Origin of the sequence: Actinophytocola sp., assembly GCF_036002505.1 — a bacterium.
Lineage (GTDB): Bacteria > Actinomycetota > Actinomycetes > Mycobacteriales > Pseudonocardiaceae > DASYTH01.
Window position 1 is genome coordinate 1 of the sequence record NZ_DASYTH010000472.1, and the last position, 17539, is coordinate 17539.

14 protein-coding genes are annotated in these 17539 nt (G+C 71.0%); 8 read left to right on the forward strand and 6 right to left on the reverse strand.

Features of this window, described 5'->3' with window-relative positions:
• The 5 genes from VGR06_RS41550 to VGR06_RS41570 form a co-directional block, all read left to right on the forward strand.
• A partial coding sequence (locus tag VGR06_RS41550; protein ID WP_327564755.1) for a DUF5994 family protein occupies positions 1-304 on the forward strand: 304 nt, incomplete at its 5' end.
• A gap of 82 nt (positions 305-386) precedes the next feature.
• The gene (locus tag VGR06_RS41555) at positions 387-587 is read left to right on the forward strand and encodes a hypothetical protein (protein WP_327564756.1); all 201 of its coding nucleotides are present in this window, start codon (positions 387-389) and stop codon (positions 585-587) included.
• Between the two features lie 99 nt (positions 588-686).
• Positions 687-1463 carry a hypothetical protein gene (locus tag VGR06_RS41560; RefSeq protein WP_327564757.1) on the forward strand — a complete coding sequence of 259 codons (777 nt, stop codon included), beginning with the start codon at positions 687-689 and terminating at the stop codon, positions 1461-1463.
• 73 nt (positions 1464-1536) lie between these two features.
• Positions 1537-2805 carry a toll/interleukin-1 receptor domain-containing protein gene (locus VGR06_RS41565; RefSeq protein ID WP_327564758.1) on the forward strand — a complete coding sequence of 423 codons (1269 nt, stop codon included), beginning with the start codon at positions 1537-1539 and terminating at the stop codon, positions 2803-2805.
• 74 nt (positions 2806-2879) lie between these two features.
• On the forward strand, positions 2880-4382 hold the full coding sequence (locus VGR06_RS41570; protein ID WP_327564759.1) for a glycine hydroxymethyltransferase: 1503 nt from the start codon (positions 2880-2882) through the stop codon (positions 4380-4382).
• A 10-nt stretch (positions 4383-4392) separates the two neighbouring features.
• Here the strand turns inward: VGR06_RS41570 and VGR06_RS41575 are convergent, their stop codons facing one another.
• The 3 genes from VGR06_RS41575 to VGR06_RS41585 form a co-directional block, all read right to left on the reverse strand.
• Entirely contained in the window at positions 4393-4863 is a 471-nt protein-coding gene (locus VGR06_RS41575; protein ID WP_327564760.1) for a hypothetical protein, read from the reverse strand.
• A gap of 39 nt (positions 4864-4902) precedes the next feature.
• Positions 4903-8160, reverse strand: coding sequence for a S8 family peptidase (locus VGR06_RS41580; RefSeq protein WP_327564761.1), 3258 nt, complete (start codon positions 8158-8160; stop codon positions 4903-4905).
• 167 nt (positions 8161-8327) lie between these two features.
• A complete protein-coding gene (locus VGR06_RS41585; RefSeq protein ID WP_327564762.1) occupies positions 8328-9161 on the reverse strand; it encodes an aminoglycoside phosphotransferase family protein in 834 nt (277 codons plus the stop codon).
• Between the two features lie 27 nt (positions 9162-9188).
• On the opposite strand from VGR06_RS41585, the gene VGR06_RS41590 reads away from it, so the two are divergent.
• Positions 9189-9680: a metallophosphoesterase family protein gene (locus tag VGR06_RS41590; RefSeq protein ID WP_327564763.1), complete on the forward strand. Its 492-nt coding sequence runs from the start codon at positions 9189-9191 to the stop codon at positions 9678-9680.
• Positions 9681-9865: 185 nt separating this feature from the next.
• Here VGR06_RS41590 and VGR06_RS41595 read toward each other — a convergent pair whose 3' ends face one another.
• A complete protein-coding gene (locus VGR06_RS41595) occupies positions 9866-10831 on the reverse strand; it encodes a LysR family transcriptional regulator (protein WP_327564764.1) in 966 nt (321 codons plus the stop codon).
• Between the two features lie 351 nt (positions 10832-11182).
• On the opposite strand from VGR06_RS41595, the gene VGR06_RS41600 reads away from it, so the two are divergent.
• Entirely contained in the window at positions 11183-12145 is a 963-nt protein-coding gene (locus VGR06_RS41600) for a LysR family transcriptional regulator (protein WP_327564765.1), read from the forward strand.
• 150 nt (positions 12146-12295) lie between these two features.
• Here VGR06_RS41600 and VGR06_RS41605 read toward each other — a convergent pair whose 3' ends face one another.
• Both VGR06_RS41605 and VGR06_RS41610 read right to left on the reverse strand, forming a co-directional pair.
• Positions 12296-13771: an amidase gene (locus VGR06_RS41605; RefSeq protein ID WP_327564766.1), complete on the reverse strand. Its 1476-nt coding sequence runs from the start codon at positions 13769-13771 to the stop codon at positions 12296-12298.
• 397 nt (positions 13772-14168) lie between these two features.
• Positions 14169-14345 carry a hypothetical protein gene (locus VGR06_RS41610; protein ID WP_327564767.1) on the reverse strand — a complete coding sequence of 59 codons (177 nt, stop codon included), beginning with the start codon at positions 14343-14345 and terminating at the stop codon, positions 14169-14171.
• Positions 14346-14624: 279 nt separating this feature from the next.
• On the opposite strand from VGR06_RS41610, the gene VGR06_RS41615 reads away from it, so the two are divergent.
• A complete protein-coding gene (locus VGR06_RS41615) occupies positions 14625-17381 on the forward strand; it encodes an alpha-amylase family glycosyl hydrolase (protein ID WP_327564768.1) in 2757 nt (918 codons plus the stop codon).
• The last annotated feature ends 158 nt before the right edge of the window (positions 17382-17539 follow it).

Consider the following 17539-nt stretch of genomic DNA (forward strand, 5'->3'; position numbering starts at 1 on the left):
GCTGCCGGCGGGGCTCGCGGGGCTCGCGGCGCGGTTGGGCCGGATCCGGCGGGTGTCCTACAACCTTGGCGGATGGGCCGCGGTCGACGGGCAGGTCGAGGTCGGCGGACGCCTGGTGCGGTTGGGCGGGTTCCGCTTTCAGGGCGCGGACACCGTCGACGTGATCGATGCCGATCGAGGTCGGATCATCCTGATGGTCGTGCCGCCGGCGACGGCCCCGGACATCGCCCGATCCGTGTCGATGACCGCGGCCAGCCAGGACAACGTCGACCGGGTCAGTGACCTGCTCGCGGGCGTCAGGTGAGCTCGCTACACAGGCCATCGCCGCGTGGGCGTTCAGCGAGCGGGTGGAGCCGGTGATCGACGGAATGAGACCGAGGAGCCGGATGACCCGGGTATGGCAGACCGGCACCGGGCGGGAGAACGCGTTCGAGACGGCTCGGGCCCACGAGCGGCTTCAGTTGCTGGCCCAGCGTGGGCAGGCCGCACGCACGGTGGCCCAGCAGGCCGTCGACGCCGAGGACTGCCGGCGGCTGCTGTCGATGCTGGGTCTTGACGGCGAACCGCCCTCGGCGCCGGTCGACTGACCCCAGGGGGCCGCCATCGGATATTTCTTCGCCGTTCTCGCGGCTCTGGCGTCGGGCAGTGGGTCGATTCTGGAGTCCCTGGGAGTCCGCCGCGCCGGGTTGTACGGCGGCCGCTGCCTTGACCTGGTCGGGCTGCGCCGCCAGTACATCTACTTCGTCGGTCTAGCGGTGGACGTGCTGGGGTTTCTCTGTGCTGCTGCGGCTTTGCACCGGCTGCCGCTGTTCCTGGTTCAGTCCATGCTGGCGTTCAGCGTCGGGGTGACGGCCACGATCGCGGCGTTCATGGGCACGCGGCTCGCCGCGGCCGGGTGGGTGGCGCTGGCTGCCGGGTCGGCGGGTCTGATCCTGCTCGGGATTTCTGCCGAACCGAGCCCGGCGCGGGCCCTGCCGCCGGGATGGCGGTGGATCCTGCTGGGCATCGCGGTGCCGGTGGCGATGATCGCCTGGTACGCCAGGCGGCACAGCCGCTCCTGGGCGGCGCCGGTGCTGGCCTTCGGTGCCGGCCTGGGGTTCTGCGTCGTCGGCGTCTCGGCGCGAACGCTGGCCGTTCCGGACTCGCCGCTGCGGCTCGTCCTGGAGCCGTCGGTGTGGGCGATCGTCCTCAATGGACTAACCGCGGCCGTGGTGTTCGCCATGGCCCTGCAGAAGGGAAGCGCGACCGCGGTCAACGCGATCATGTTCACCACCCAGACGGCGGTGTCCTCGCTCGTCGGGGTGGCCTATCTCGACGACCGGGTGCGGCTCGGCTTCGGCACCGCCGCGGTCACGGGCTTCGTCCTGGCGATCGCCGGAGCGGTCGGCGCCGCGCACTACGCCTCCCGCGCCCGCCCACAGCGGCTGCCGAGCCCCCCGCCCAGACCGCGGGTTCCCGTCTAGAACGAGTTGTGGCGCCACCTGAATTCACTGACGGCACCGACGGCCGTTTGCCGGCTCGGATAGTGTCGTCCGCGTGCCTGAGTTGCCCGTCGGGAAACGGCCGTTTCATGCGTTTCTCAGTCATGCGCATGTCGACCGGGAGCATGCGGACCGGTTGGCCGGGTGGCTGCGGGACGTGGTCGATGCGCCGGTCTGGTATGACGCGGTCAACCTGCCGCCGGGCGCGACCGAGGCGGCGGCGCTGCCGGAGGCGATCGAGCGGAGCCGGTCGCTGATTTTGTTGCTGTGCAAGGAGTCTGTCCGCAGGGGGTGGGTGCAGCAGGAGTTCAACCTGGCGATCAACCATCAGACCCGGTACCCCGAGTTCCGGATCATCCCGGTGCGACTCGACGATGTCGAGCCGCCGGGGTTTCTGCAGAACTACAGCAACATCCCGCTCGGCGCGGACGGGCCCGACCTGGAATCGGCGGCCGGAATTCTGAAGGGGCTGTACCAACCGGCCGCCACCTTCGACGCGACGAATGGGCGCAACGTGTACTTCGGCCGCGGCTGGCAGGTGAGTGACGTACCGCTCGCCGAGGTGGTGATGTTGGCGTTGGCCAACGCCGGGCTCCAGCTCATCGGCGACTGCGAGGACCAGCCGTCGTGGGTGGAGGCCCGGGTCGGCGGCGTCATCGAGACCTGCGGCGCGTTCGCCGCGGTGCTGCCGTACCGGGCCAACAGGCCGCAGCGGACCAGCAGGTATGTGTTGCGCGAGTGGGAGTTGGCGCAGGCGCGCGGCTTGCCGTGCCTTGTGGTGGCCGATCCGCGGGTCGAGCTGGCGCCCGAGGTGCGGCGGCGCGGTGGCCTGGTGACGCTGCCCGGTCCGGAGGCCGCCGACTCGGGCACGCTGACCGGGCTGGCGGAGACGCTCCGCGACGACTGGCGCGTGCCGGCCCGGTCGCCGTACGTGTTCTACGCGACCGAATTCGACCCCCAGCGGATGCAGCTGCGGCGGACCGCGCGCGAGCTCGTGGAGGCGGTCACGGTGCTGCCCTGCGTGCTGGGTGAGTTCGTCAGGGGCGACGCCGTGCAGCGCGAGATCCTGCGGGCGGTGTGCGGCGCGGCCCTGGTGCTGGCGGACATCTCGGGTGACGACCCCAACGTGTACATCCAGCTGGGTGCCGCGGTCGCCGGCGACGTTCCCATCGCGCTGTTCCGGCAGGACGCGCCCGGCGCACCACCGTTCCTGCTCGACGACCAGCAGGTGTGGGACTACGCCACCCCGGCCGACCTGCTCGGCCGGGTCACCCGCACCGCCTACCCGTACCGGCGCACCCTGCTCGCCTCGAGGCGTCCCTGAAACGCCCCGCGTAGGCTTGGCGACCTGCGACGTGGGTGAAGCGGGTCCGACGAGCGTGAGGAAGCATCGACACGATGTCCAGTGGCGAGTTGATCATCAGCAGGTACCTGGGGAAGTTGGCCGGGACGACGCCGGACCCGGCGGCGCTGGCGTTCTACGCCGCGCTCGACTCGGTTCGCTCGGTCGAGCCGGAGATCGCCGCGAGCATCGTGCGCGAGCTGGCCGACCAGCGGTCCAACGTGAAACTTATCGCCAGCGAGAACTTCAGCTCGCTCGCGGTCCAGCAGGCCATGGGGAACCTGCTCACCGACAAGTACGCCGAAGGCTATCCCGGGCACCGGTTCTATGCCGGCTGCGACAACGTCGACGCGATCGAGTCGCGCGCCGCGCAGCTGGCGAAGGACCTGTTCGGCGCGGAACACGCCTACGTGCAGCCGCACTCCGGGATCGACGCGAACCTGGTGGGGTACCTGGCCATCCTCGCCCAGCGGGTGGAGGGGGCGCTGCTGGAGAAGTTCGGGCGCGCCAACGTCTCCGCGATGACCGACGAGGAGTGGGCGGAGCTGCGCGCGCTGCTGCCCACCCAGCGGCTGCTCGCCATGGACTACTACTCCGGCGGGCACCTCACGCACGGCTACCGGTTCAACGTCTCGGCGCGGCTGTTCGACGCGCGTTCGTACACAGTGGACCCGGAGACGAAGCTGCTCGATCTGGACGCGTTGCGCACTCAGCTGCACGAGGTGCGGCCGCTGATTCTGCTCGCCGGCTACAGCGCCTACACCCGGCGCATCGACTTCGCCCGGATGCGCGAGCTGGCCGACGAGGTCGGCGCGGTGCTCATGGTCGACATGGCTCATTTCTCCGGGCTGGTGGCCGGAAAGGTGTTCACCGGCAACTACGACCCGGTGCCGCACGCGCACGTGGTGACCAGCACCACGCACAAGACGCTGCGCGGCCCGCGCGGTGGTTTCGTGTTGTGCCAGTCGGAGTTCGCCGACACCGTGGACAAGGGCTGCCCGCTGGTGCTCGGCGGCCCGCTCGGGCACGTGATGGCGGCGAAGGCGGTCGCGTTCCGGCAGGCGTCCGAGCCGTCCTTCGCCGACTACGCGGCCCGGATCGTGGAGAACTCCCAGGCGCTGGCCGAGGAGCTGCTGCGGCGCAAGGTGGAGGTGCTCACCGGCGGCACCGACAACCACATCGTGCTGGTGGACGTCGCCGCCAGCCACGGCATCACCGGCCGCCAGGCCGAGTCCGCGCTCCGCTCCGTCGGCATCACCCTCAACCGCAACTCCCTCCCCTTCGACGCCAACGGCCCCTGGTACACCAGCGGCCTGCGCCTCGGCACCCCGGCGATCACCACCCTCGGCATGGGCCGCGCGGAGGTCGCTGAGATCGCCGACGTCATCGCCGACGTGCTGGCCGCGGTCGAGCCCACCCCCGCCAAGGAAGGCCTCAGCAAAGCCAAGTTCACCCTCGACGAGAAGGTGCACGACGCCGCCCGCGCGCGGATGACCAGCCTGCTGGAGCGGTACCCGCTCTACCCCGAGCTCGACATGTCGCTGCTCTCCGGGGTCTGACGGACGGGCGTCAGATCGGGCCGCCGGGGTGGCGGTCGGCGAGGTAGGCGTGGGCGGCGTCGGTGTCGCGCGGGGAGAAGAGGTAGCGGATCCAGGCTTGCTGCTCGTGGAGGATGGCGCCCAGCTCCCACACGCAGTAGGTGCCCTTGGCCGTCTCCGGGAACGGCATGAGCTCGAAGTCGCCGGCGTCCTTGAGGTAGACGGTCTCCCACAGTTCGTTGTCGTTCAACCAGGTCGAGACGAGCAGGAGGTAGGCGTCGCCGACGCGGTGCAGGATCGCGAAGCCGAGCTCGCCCCTCGGCGTGATCCCACCGATCTCCGCCCGGAGGAACTCGCGCGCCTCCTTCCGGACGTGGTCGCCGATGTCGAGATCCTCGCGGTGGAGGTCGTACCACTTGAGCCGGACGCCGGGCAGGTCGAGGCCGTCCCCGGCGGACAGAAGCTTGCGGACATGGGTGTAGTCAGGCGAAACGCTCGTCATGGCGCGACACTAGCCGGCTCGACCGACAACCTTGTGAAGCTAGACGCTGCGGTACGCCCGGATGACCGTCTGTTCCACCGTGCTGCCGGCCGAGTCGGTGGCGCGGGCGCGCAGTGAGACGTAGTGCGTGCCGGACGGGTGGGTGATCCGGACGGCGCCGTTTGCCACCGGGGTGGGTTGCCAGGTGCGGCCGTCGTTGAAGGAGACGTCGACCGACAGCGCCGTGACGGTGGCCTCGGGTGCGGTGAGCTGGCGTTGGACCGTGACCGGGACGAGCACGGTGGCGGCGCGGATCTCGTTGTGCGGGTTGAGGTCGGGTGGGGCGAAGCGGACGGTCATCAGGGGGAGGGCGTTGCCGCCTTTGCCTTTGCCGGTGGCTTTCGGGTCGGGACCGGGTGGGTGCGCGGAGGTGAAGGTCCAGACGCAGGTGATCCTGGTGGAGAGGTCGGAGACGTCGGCGCGGGTGGCGGTGGTTTCCAGGCGGTAGCTGGCGAGCTCGGGGGGCACGTCGAACTGGCCGGAGCCCGGCAGGGCGGTTTCGCCGAGTTTGGTGCCGTCAAGGAAAAGCACGGTACTGCCGGAGTCTACTTCGGATATACCGGTGCGGTCGGAAGCGGCGTCGCCGTACATCGGGATGTTGAGCGCGAGCTGGTCGCCGAAGCGGGCGGCGAACTCGCCGTCGCCGAAGCCGGGGCCGAACACGGCGGAGTTCCAGTCGTCGGTGTAGGTCTGGCCGGGTGACTGGGACACCACGCCCCCGGTGAGGATGGTTTCGGTGTGGACCTGGCGTTTGACGAAGGACCACTGCTGGAGCTCGCCGGACCAGGCGAGGCCGTCGACGTTGTGGAACTCGGTGCGGGTCAGCGGGAGGCGGAAGCCGATGCCCTGGCCGGCGGCGACGCCGAGCTCCGGCTCGCGGGCGATCCAGAGCTTGGTGGCGCGTTTGCGGTCGGCCTGGGCACGGTACGTGGTGCGCACCTCGGCCAGGTCGCGGTCGGCGATGTGCCGGGCGAACCCGGTGGGGAGGACGCCGTAGTCGAAGTACGCCAGGTTGTAGGTCACGGTGCTGCGGGTGACGTCGCCGGAGCCGTCCGGCACCGCCCACATGCCGCTGATGCTCGAGATCAGGTCGGTGCGCGGCAACGGATCCCCGACCTGTCCGATGTGGATTCTTTCGAACGTGTCGCCCAGCACGCCGGTGGTCAGGGCGCTCTCCGGCGTGGACCGGCTGTAGATGGCGGACACCGCGCGCGGCTCGACGCCCGGGCGGTCGAACGTGAATGCGATCGGCCGGGTGGCGCGGGCGTCCAGCACCAGCGTGGTGTCGGCGGTGACGTCCACGGTGGGGTGCACGATCTTGCTGGAGTTGACGTTCCCGTCCGGGCGCGCCGTGCTGATCGTGGCGTCCACGTGGTAGCGGCCGCGGCGCACCCGCAGCGTGCCGGAACCGCTGAAGCTCGGCACGGGGCGGAACCGCGCCCGGTCCACGCCGAACACGAACGAGAAGTGCGCGTCCGTGGCCGCGCCGGACTCGTCGACCGGCCGCAGCGTCAGGTCGTAGCTCTCCGGCTCCCGGTCCACGGCGACCGGCGTGACCAGTCGCACCCCCGCACCGGACGTGGCCGTGACGTGCGTGCCGAACGTGCCCTCGTCCGCCGGTACCGCGGTGTTCACCGTGATCTCCACGGCCGCCGTGCCACCCGGTGGAACCGTGATCTCGTTGGTGGACAAGCGGAACATGCCGTCGGGTGCGCCGTCCGGCAGGGTCAGCGCCAGCGGCAGCGGAGAACTCCCGGTGTTGTGGTAAGTGACCGTCCTGGTCACGGCGGGGTCGTCCTCGTGCGGCCAGCTCGTCCGTCCTATGGAGACCGCGGCGGGCTCCGCGTAGCCGCCCTGCCCGACCACCCGCGCCACGTCGACCCGTCCGGCGCCCTGCGCAAAAAGATCCATATTGGACAGTGGGGTGGCGGCGCCCATCAGCGCGGACTTGAGCACCGGCCCGGTCCAGTCGGGGTGCTGCTGGGCCAGGATTGCCGCCGCACCGGCCACATGCGGTGTCGCCATGGAGGTTCCGCTGAGCGCCACGTACCGGTCGCCGCGCTTGCCCAGCGTGGAGAACCGGGACCGGGCCGCGGTGATGTCCACGCCCGGTGCGGTGATCTCCGGCTTCAGCGCGGCGTCGTGCATCCGAGGGCCACGCCCGGAGAACCCGGCGATCCCGTCCTGCCGGTCCACCGCGCCCACCGCGAGTGCCGCGTCCGCACTGGCCGGCGAGGACACGGTCTCCGCGCCGAGGCCGCCGTCGTTGCCCGCCGCGATCACGAACAGCGTGCCGAACCGCGCGGTCAGCCGGTTCACGGCCAGTTCGAGCGGGTCGTCCTCGGCGCTGTCCGGCCCGCCCAGGCTCAGGTTGACGATCTTCGCGCCGGACGCCGCGGCCCACTCCATCCCGGCCAGGATCGCCGACTCCGGGCAGCCGCCACCCTGGCACACCTTGCCCACCAACAGCTTCGCGTCCGGCGCGACACCGGTGAACCGGCCGTCCGAGGCCCGGCCGGTGCCCGCGACGATCGACGCCACATGGGTTCCATGCCCGACCGTGTCTCGGATGTCCGCGTCCGCGGTGAAGTTCCGGCTGCCGGCGATCTGCCGGCGAAGATCCGGGTGGGTGTCGTCGATACCGGTGTCCAGCACCGCGACCGTCACGCCGCGCCCGGTGAACCCGGCCTGCCACGCGGTCGGCGCGCCGATCTGCGGCACACTCTTGTCCAGGCTGGGTTTGCGCAGCCCGTCCAGCCAGATCCGGCCTGACCGGTGCGCGCTCCAGAACTCGGCGGTGCTCTCCTTGGGCTGGCGGATCGCCGTAACGTCCATAGTGGACAGCTCGGCGACGGTCGCGGCGCCGGCCACCGGCCCGCCCTGGACGATCAGCGGCAGGTCGGTGCGGCCCGCATCGCCGTACCCGTCCTGCAGCAGCGCGGCCACATCGAACAGGCGGCGGTCCAGCATCCCGGCGTTGAGCGGGGCCCACGCGTCGTTCGGCACGACCAGCAGCCCGTCGCCGGTGCCCGCGGTGGCGAAATGCACGTGCTCGCGGCCCGGCGCCGGCTCCACCGCGGGGATCAGCTGGGTGCCCACCCGGCGCACCGTGACATGATCACCGGTGATCAGCGTGACCGCGCCGAGGTACTCACTGCGTTGGCCCGCAACGGAAAGCGGCGCGGCCGAGGCCACCACCGGCAGCCCGGAAACGCCGAGCACCACGGCCAGGAGGATCACGGTCAGCTTCGCGCGCATGAACGCCTCCCAGGGGCCGGCTAGTCCGCCTCTCCGGAATTTACCTCCTGTCGTTGCGTTCCAGCGAAAGGGAGCAGTTGTCGGGTTGATTGTGGCTGGGCGCCGTCACGGTCCCCTGAGGTGCGGTTGGCCGGCGCGAGCTGTGCCAACCCATGCGGGGACACGACCTACGGGGCAAGTTGGGCGGCGACCTCGCGCAGTTCCACCCAGCCGACCGACTCCACGACGCATCGGGCGAAGAACCAGAGCGCCACCCGGTCGGGGTCCAGGTCGAGCAGGTCCGCCATCCGCGCGGCCATCCCGGGCGGGTCGGACTTTAGCCGCTCCGCGCAGTTCAGCAGGTGTTGCAGCACGTCATAGGCCGGATCACCGAGGTACGGCTTGGGGTCGATCACCAGCCACGGTTCGCGCCGCGCGGCGAGGATGTTCCCGCCGTGCAGGTCCGTGCAGAGCAGCACGTGCTCGTCCGCGGTCCGGGGCAGCAGGCGGAACAGCTGCACGCCCTCGCGGGCCAGCCCGGGGTCGAGCACATCGGGGGTGCGCGCGAACCGCTCCTCGAACCTGTCCGCCCAGAGGTCGCACATCTGGGTCAGTGGCCGGAACGGGTGGCCGGCCGGTGGGTTGGTCCACAACCGCCGCAGCAGGCCGGCCACGACGATGTCCTGATCGGGTTCGGCCATGGCCTGCTTCAACGTCGTCCCCGGCTCGCAGCGCTCAAGCAGGAGCGCACTGGTGCCGTCGAGGGTGGCCGAGGCGTGCAGCCGGACCGTGCCGTCTCCATCCCACAGCCGCAACGCGTCCGCCTCGTGCGCGGCTTCGGTGTGGTACCAGCCGAGTTTGAGCACGAGACGGGTGCCGTGCGGGTCGCGGACCGGTGCGACCCAGGCGCACTCCCCGTCGTGCTGGAACGGTTCGCCGACGGTCAGCCCCCACCGCCGCGACACCTCGCACACCACCTCGGGGAGGTCCGCGTTCCAGCGGGCCCGCTCGATCGTGCGCACCGAACCGAGGTTAGGCACGATAACCCGGTGAGGGTAGCGATTTTGGCCGACACCCACGCCCCGCGGCGGTGGAAGGCATGCCCGCCGCGGGTCGCCGAGCACCTGCGGGACGCGGACGTCATCCTGCACGCCGGCGACGTGTGCACGGCCGGCGTGCTGGACGAGCTGGCCGGGTACGCGCCGGTCCATGCCGTGCTGGGCAACAACGACGGACCGGACGTGGCCGCCTGGGGCGCGCCGGAGACCCTCGAGCTGGACCTGGCCGGCCTGCGAGTGGCGATGATCCACGACAGCGGTCCGGCCGACGGCCGCGCCGCCCGGATGCGCCGCCGGTTCCCGAACGCCGACCTCGTGGTGTTCGGCCACTCGCACATCCCCATGGATCAGACCAATGCCGGCGTGCGGATCTTCAACCCCGGCTCGCCCACCGACCGCCGCCGTCAACCCCACGGCACGATCGGAATCCTGGATATCGAGGACGGTGAAGTCGTTGCGGCACCGATCATCCCGGTGACCTGAAGGCCGGATCCATAAACCGGTGGCAGGGATCCCTGGCAGTGCCCAACGGGCGCGCGCTCGGGCAAGTTCGGACGTGGCCAGGCGCGTTCCGGCCACACCGCCCCGGCGAACTTAGTGATCAGGCCGTGATGATCTTTGGGCGCGGGGACCGGTGGGCCATCCGCGGGTGGGCGTGGGCGTCCGGCTCACGCCCACCCGGTCACCCGCTGCCGGCCGGTCAGCCAGGCGGCGTGCTCGGCGACGCCGGTCATCTTCTGCCACGTTGCCCGCGCCGCGACGGTGACCAGCTCGGCGGCGAACGCGGCGACGACGCCGTCCCGCGGCCAAGCCAGCAGGTCCCGGTAGACCATGGGTGAGCCGCGCAGCGGGCGGACCGCGATCTTGTCGGTGTCCGCGCGGCCGGGCCGTGCGATGGTGATCCCGTGCCCGCGGTGGATGGCGTCGAGGTTGGCCTCGGGCTCGAGCCAGTGCGCCACATGCGGTTCGAAACCCGCGCCGGCGCAGGCCAGGCGCAGGTTCTCCGCGCAGCGCTGCTCCCGTTCGGGGCGCAGGATCCACTTCTCCCGGGCGAGATCCGCCAGGTCGATCTCGTCCCGTTCGGCCAGCGGGTGCGCCGAGCTCAGCATCACGAACACCGGCACCTCGGTGATCGTGGCGACCTCGACCCCGTCCGGGCGGGCCAGCGGCAGCGGTGGGTATTCGCCCAGCAGAGCCAGATCGAGCCGGCGCCGGGGGCCGAGCGCCTCCAGCATCCGCCGCGGTTTGGCCTCGGTGCGCATGGTGACCAGCGCGTCCGGCAGGTGTTCCTGCACCGCCTCGAGCACCGCGGTGCAGGCCGGGGACGCCGTGGTGCCGAACCGGACCAGCGGGGTCGCCGGGCGGCGCGGCGGCTCCGGCAGCCCGTCGCCGACCAGGTTGTCCACCGCCGAGAGCAGCGCGCGCCCGCGGCTGAGCACGAACTCGCCGAGCGCGGTGGGATGGGCGCCCTGCCGGTCGCGGACGAACAGCCGCCCGCCCAGCAGGCCCTCGATCCGTTGCAGCTGATGGGTCAGCGCGGGCTGCGACAACCCGAGCTGGGTCGACGCCCGGGTCACGCTGCCGGCGTCGGCGATCGCGCAGACGATGCGCAGGTGCCGGAACTCCAGTTCCATGACACGACTGTAGGAAGTGTGGTCAAACCCCAAGGGTTTCCGTGTCCATTCGATGGAGGGGTTCTGCACAAGGTCTCTGGTTGCGCCGGCACCGTGGTCGGCCGTCCGGTTGCTCGCGGTGGGCCAGCGTGCCGTGCGATGTTCGGGCTGGTGGCAGGGTTGGCAGAGCCGGGCGCTAGGTCCGACCGCTCGGGCAGGGCCTCCGCCCTACCCTCGCTGGGTCGGATCGAACACCGCCCGGCGGCCCACCACTCCCAACCTGGATTGTGCATAACTCTCCGGCGCCAACTGGCAACGGTGACACCCGATCGGCCCTCGTGTTGCCCTGCGTTCGGCCCATAACATCGATGAATGCTGGAAGCCCGGCACCTGCGGATCGTTCGCGCGATCAGCGACACCGGCAGCCTCACCAAGGCCGCCGTGGAGTTGGGCCTCACCCAGCCGGCGCTCACCCACCAGCTGCACCGGATGGAGCGGCTGTTCGGCGGCGCGCTGTTCATCCGGGACCGGCGCGGCGCCCGGCCCACCCCGCTCGGCCTGCACGTGATCGAGCGCGCCCGGTTCGTGCTGCCGTCGATGGACGCGCTGGTGCGGGAGGCGCGGATCCTGGCCGGCGGGCAGGACACCGCGGCGCCGCAGATCCGGGTGGCCACGCACGCCTCGCCGCTGCCGGTCGCCGTGGTCGCGGCGCTGCGTGAGGTGCTGCCGGCGAGCCAGGTCAGCATGCGCACCGAGCCGTCCGCGCAGCGCCAGCTCGAGCTGCTCGCGGCCGGCGCACTGGAGGTGGCGATCCTCGCCGAGTACCCGAGCCTGCCGATGCCGCGCCCGGTCGAGGTGGTGGTGCACGAGGTCGCCACCGAGCCACTGTTCGTGGCGCTGTCGTCGCGGCGGGCGCTGGCCGCCGAGCAGGAGGTGGAGCTGGCCCTGCTCGCGCACGAGAGCTGGATCCTGGCCGAGGACGCGGACGCGCGGTCGGCGGAGTACCTGCGGCAGATCTGCGACCGGGTCGGGATGACACCCAAGATCGCCTACCGGGTGACCTCGCAGGTGGCCCGCGACCTGATCGCCCGCGGCCTGGCGGTCGGCCTGTTCCAGCCCACCGCGGCGGCCAGCGACGGCGTGGTCTTCCGGCCACTCAAGGGTTCCCCGGCGGAGCTGCGGCACGTGATCGCGGTGCGCGCCGGCAGCCCGGTGGCCCGCTACGGCGCGGAGCTCGCCGAGGCGGCCCGGGCCAGCTACTGGGCGCACGCCGCGCGCTCGCCGGTGTACCGGGACTGGCTCAACAGACGACGTGCAGTGTTGAACCGAATGTGAGGGCTCGGGCCCCGTTCCACCGCCGTTGTAGGCGGCTTGGCACGTACCGGCTCCTCGGGCAGACCATCCTCTGCCCCGGCCCCACCCGCTCGTCGTGGCGCTCCGCGCCGCTGTGCCCCATTGTGGCCTACCCTCGTCGCCGGTGAGCCCTCACCGGGTTGGCCGCAGCCTCGGGGGCCGGCGGGCCGCGCTGACCCGCTCGAACTCCGCGGCGTAGGCGAGGATCCGCGCGTCGGCGAACCCGCCGGCCATGAACGTGATCCCGATCGGGAGCGGCCCGGCGAACCCGGCCGGCACGGTGACCGCGGGGTAGCCGGAAACGGCGGCGGGCGTGGAACTCAGGCAGACGTCGGGGTCGCCGGTGGCGCAGTTGGTGAGCCAGGCCGGCGGGTTGGTGGGGGCGACGATCGCGTCCAGGCGCTTCCCGGTGAGCGTCTCGTCGATGCTGCGCCGGGCCAGGTCGGAGAGCTCCGCGCGGTCGGCGAGGTAGCCGGGATCGTCAGGCGCGGGCGCGGCCAGCGAGCGCTCGAACACCTCCTGATCGGCGAAGCAGGTCTGCTCGAGCGGGTCGCCGCGGTTGTACTCGATCAGCCCGCCGAGGTTGCCCGGGCCGCCGGGCCGGGTGCCGAGGTAGGCGTCGAGATCGCGGTGGAACTCGGTCTCCAGCGCCGGAAACTCCAGCTCACCGATCCGGTCCTGGTACGGCAGCTCGACCTCGACGACGGTGGCGCCGCATTCGCGCAGCAGCTTCACCGTGGCGGTGACCAGCTTCGCCACCGCCGGCCCGAGCGCGGGTAGCCGCCAGAGTCCGATCCTGGCTCCCCGCAAGGCGTCCGGCCGCAGCAGCGCGGCGTAGTCGGTGGGCTGGTCCGCCGGGTACGCCAGGGTCGCCGGGTCCGCGGGGTCGCGGCCCTGCAGCACGGACAGCGTGATCGCCGCGTCGAGGACGGTGCGGGCCATCGGCCCGGCGGTGTCCTGCTCGGCCGACACCGGGATCATGCCGGCCCGGCTGACCAGGCCCAGCGTCGGTTTGTGGCCGACGATCCCGGTGATCCCGGAGGGGCAGACGATCGACCCGTCGGTCTCGCTGCCGATGGCGACCTGGCACAGCGACGCGGCCACCGCCACCGCCGAGCCGGACGACGAGCCGCACGGGTTCCGGTCCAGCACATGGGGATTGCGGGTCTGGCCGCCCAGCGCGGACCAGCCCGAGGTGGACGCCCGGGAGCGGAAGTTGGCCCACTCGCTGAGGTTCGCCTTGCCCAGCAGCACCGCGCCGGCCGCGCGCAGCCGGCGAACCAGGGTGGCGTCCGGCGGCGGCCCGGCGGCCAGCATCGCCCGCGAGCCGGCCGTGGTCGGCATGCTCGCGGTGTCGATGTTGTCCTTGAGCAGCACGGGAATCCCGTCCAGCGGGCCGCGCAGCCGGCCGTCCCGCCGGCGCCGGTCGCTGCCGGCGGCCTGGGCCCGGGCGTACCGGTTGACCGCGAGCACACTGTGCAACCGCTCGTCGAGCGTGCGGATCCGCTCCAGGTAGATCCCGGTCAACTCCACGGCGGTCAACCGCCCGCGGGTCATTCTCCGCTGCAGGGCGGGAATCGTCGCCCTGTCCACACTGAATTCCGGCACGAGGGCGAACCAACCGCGCCGGCGCCGCCCCCGTCAACCCCCAGAGGTTAAGACGGTGCCCCGCCCGGATGGCGGGGCACGGTCGGGAGGAACCTAATGGGACATCACGGTGCGGTGATCACCAGCAGTGGTGACACGCCCACCAACCACACCCGAACACACCGACGAACAGACCGAGGATCATGCCGACCTCCGCGTTGTAGCAGATAAATTGCTGCTTGCGGCCGCGGTAATGAAGTTAGTGGGGCGGTTGAGATCTGTCGTTCCCCCGGCAGGTATGGAAAATCCGTCACTCCGCGTGTCGGTTCGGTACGCGGTCACGGTAATTACACGGGAACGGCCTAACGCCGCACTCGATCAGGTGGACCTGACTCGGCGGCCGGGTCCCTCGATCGCGTTATCTGCGGAAGCTCCACCGGCGCCCACGCACCGCGGCCCCCAGCCCGGCCATGTGCAGCGCGAGGCACAGTAACCCGATCGTGACGAACGTGCTCCCTCCGATCCCGATGTCCGCCTTGGCGAGGTCGATGAGCAACGCGATGGCGAACGCGACGGCAGCGATGATGGCGAACATGCGGGGCTCCTTCCCACGGGTCTCGCGGAGGAGTACCCCGGGGTGCCCCGTTCACCCGTGCGGGCTGTCCACAAACCGGCCGCGACGGCGGGCTGGGTCCGCCCGAGCGGTCGGTCCGACGACCACGACGCACACCGGCCCACGTCCTGTGGATAGACCTCACTCAAGTCAGGCACTGCGTTTGGGTAAAGAGGCCGGCCAGCGGGTCCGTTCGGCCGCAGCGTGCGGCGCGACGAGCGGGTTATAGTGCCCGGCGGTTCGCTTCGACGAGGAGGCCGCATGTCCGGGCGTCGTGCCGTGAGCATCCTGCTGTCCGCGATGGTGGTCTCGGCGCTCGCCGCGGCGCCGGCCGCGGCCGAGCCCGACAGGCATGGCGGCGGGCTGCGCGCGCTGCACTCCCAGCGCGGGCCGGTCACCGACGAGAACTTCTACTTCGTGATGGCCGACCGGTTCGAGAACGGCGACACCGCCAACGACCGGGGTGGGCTACCCGACGACCCGCTGGTGTCCGGCTTCGACCCGACGAAGAAGGGCTTCTACAACGGCGGCGACCTGAAGGGGCTGCGCAGCCGCATCGATTACATCCGCGGCCTGGGCACCACGTCGATCTGGCTGACGCCGAGCTTCAAGAACAAGCCGGTGCAGCTCGAGGACGGCCCGTCCGCCGGCTACCACGGCTACTGGATCACCGACTTCACCCAGATCGACCCGCACCTCGGCACCAACGAGGACCTGCGCGCGCTGGTCGACGCCGCACACGCGCGCGGCATGAAGGTGTACTTCGACATCATCACCAACCACACCGCGGACGTGATCGGCTACCAGCAGGGCGCGCGGAAGTCCTACACCTCCAAGGACGTCTCGCCGTACACGACGGCGAGCGGCCAGGTCTTCGACGACCGCGACTTCGCCGGTACCAACACGTTCCCGAGCCTGAACCCGGCCACCTCGTTCCCGTACACGCCGGTGCTCGACGACAGCGAGAAGGACCTCAAGGCGCCGGCCTGGCTCAACGACGTCACGCTCTACCACAACCGCGGTGATTCCACGTTCACCGGCGAGAACTCGCAGTACGGCGACTTCTTCGGGCTGGACGACCTGTTCACCGAGAACCCGCGCGTGGTCCAGGGCATGATCGACATCTACCAGCGGTGGATCGCCGACTTCGGCGTCGACGGCTTCCGCATCGACACGATGAAGCACGTCAACGACGAGTTCTGGCAGAAGTTCGGCCCGACCGTGCTGCAGTTCGCCCGGGCGCACGGCAAGCGCGAGTTCTTCATGTTCGGCGAGGTGTTCGACACCACGAAGAGCTTCACCTCGCACTTCACCACCACCGACACCATGCAGGCGGTGCTGGACTTCCCGTTCCAGGAGGCGGCCCGCAACTTCGCCTCGCGGGGGACACCGGCGAGCCAGCTCGAGGCGTTCTTCGCCGCGGACGACTGGTACACCGACGCCGACTCCAACGTCTACCAGCTGCCCACGTTCCTCGGAAACCACGACATGGGACGGTTCGGCGGTTTCGTCAAGGCGGACAACCCGGGCGCCGGGGACGCCGAGTGGCTCGGCCGGGACCGGCTGGCGCACGAACTGATGTACCTGTCCCGCGGCAACCCGGTGGTCTACTACGGCGACGAGCAGGGCTTCACCGGCAACGGCGGCGACCAGCTCGCCCGGCAGACGCTGTTCCCCAGCCGGGTGCCCGAGTACCTCGCCGACGACCTGCTCGGCACGGACTCCACCCACGCGGTGGCCAACTTCAACCCGTCGCACCCGCTGTACCAGTCCATTCGCGGGCTGGCGGATCTCACCGAGGCGAACCCGGCGCTACGCAACGGGGCGCACCAGAACCGGTTGGCCACAGGCGACGGCGTGTACGCGTTCTCCCGGATCGACCGGGAGCGGCAGCGTGAATACGTGGTGGCGCTGAACAACAGCGAGCAGGCGCGGACCGTGGCGGTTCCGACGTACGCGGGGAAGCGGAACTTCCAGCGGGTGTACGGAACCGGGCCGGCCCAGCTGCGCTCGGCGGCCGACCGTACGCTCGCCCTCACCGTGCCGCCACTGTCCACTGTGGTCTACGTGCTGGACGGCCGGATCCCGGAGTCGCGGACCGCGCCGGGAATCTCGTTGTCGGCAACGGAACCCGCCGCCGAGTCGCACGGCCGGATGCGGGTCGAGGCCACTGTGGACGGTTCGTCGTTCTACGAGGTCACGTTCTACGCCAAGGTGGGGAACGGCGACTGGCGGCAGATCGGCACCGACGACACCGCGCCTTACCAGGTGTACCACGACGTCAGCACCATGCGGCCGGGCACCGGAATGCAGTACCGCGCGGTGGTGCTGGACAACAAGGGCCACACCGCGACCAGCAACCTCCGCGCCACCAGCGTTCCGGCGCCGCTGCTGACCATCGAGTCGCCGCGCGAGGGCAGCGGCGTGCGCGGCACCGTCGAGGTGCGTGCGGTGGCCGATCCGGAGCGGGCCAGCCACGTGGTCAGCATCGAGCGCAGCGTCGCCGGTGGCGCGTGGACGCCGGTCGGCACGGACAGCACCTCGCCGGCCTACACCGCGTTCGACAACCTGACCCCGCTCAACCTGCCGGCCGGGACCTCGGTCGCGTACCGGGCCAAGCTCGTGGAACCCGACGGCACCAGGGTGACCAGTGCCGCGCGCACCGTCCGCGCGGCCGGACCGCCGGCCACCATGGCCACGCTGCACTACTTCCGGCCGGCCGGCGACTACACCGACTGGGGCCTGCACATGTGGGGCGACGCAGTGGATCCGGCCGTGCTGAGCCAGATCGCCTGGGACCACCCGTGGCCGCTGACCCGGATCGTGGGCGGTTGGGCGGAATACGACATCCCGCTCGTGGACGACACCAAGCCGGTCAACTTCATCATGCACCTGCCCGCAGGCGACTCCGTTCCGTCCACCCGGGAACCCGGCGGCGACCGCTCCTTCCTCCCGATCGACACCCCGCAGGTGTGGATCAAGCAGGGCGATCCGGCGGTGTACCCGAGCCAGCCATAGCGAACCCACATCCGCGAGTTCGACGCTCCTGCAACTGAGTTCGACGCCCGGGCAACCGAGTCGTACCTACGGGCAACTGAGCGGGTACGGACCGCCGCGTGATCCGACCCGGGCGTCGAACTCACTTGCTCGAGCGTCGAACTCAGTTGCCTGGGTGT

What these genes read in the sequence shown, in the direction of transcription:
- VGR06_RS41555 (WP_327564756.1), top strand. Translation starts at nt 387, where the DNA reads ATGACCCGGGTATGGCAGACCGGCACCGGGCGGGAGAACGCGTTCGAG.
- VGR06_RS41595 (WP_327564764.1), bottom strand. Translation starts at nt 10,831, where the DNA reads ATGGAACTGGAGTTCCGGCACCTGCGCATCGTCTGCGCGATCGCCGAC.
- VGR06_RS41570 (WP_327564759.1), top strand. Translation starts at nt 2,880, where the DNA reads ATGTCCAGTGGCGAGTTGATCATCAGCAGGTACCTGGGGAAGTTGGCC.
- VGR06_RS41600 (WP_327564765.1), top strand. Translation starts at nt 11,183, where the DNA reads ATGCTGGAAGCCCGGCACCTGCGGATCGTTCGCGCGATCAGCGACACC.
- VGR06_RS41615 (WP_327564768.1), top strand. Translation starts at nt 14,625, where the DNA reads ATGTCCGGGCGTCGTGCCGTGAGCATCCTGCTGTCCGCGATGGTGGTC.
- VGR06_RS41610 (WP_327564767.1), bottom strand. Translation starts at nt 14,345, where the DNA reads ATGTTCGCCATCATCGCTGCCGTCGCGTTCGCCATCGCGTTGCTCATC.
- VGR06_RS41580 (WP_327564761.1), bottom strand. Translation starts at nt 8,160, where the DNA reads ATGCGCGCGAAGCTGACCGTGATCCTCCTGGCCGTGGTGCTCGGCGTT.
- VGR06_RS41575 (WP_327564760.1), bottom strand. Translation starts at nt 4,863, where the DNA reads ATGACGAGCGTTTCGCCTGACTACACCCATGTCCGCAAGCTTCTGTCC.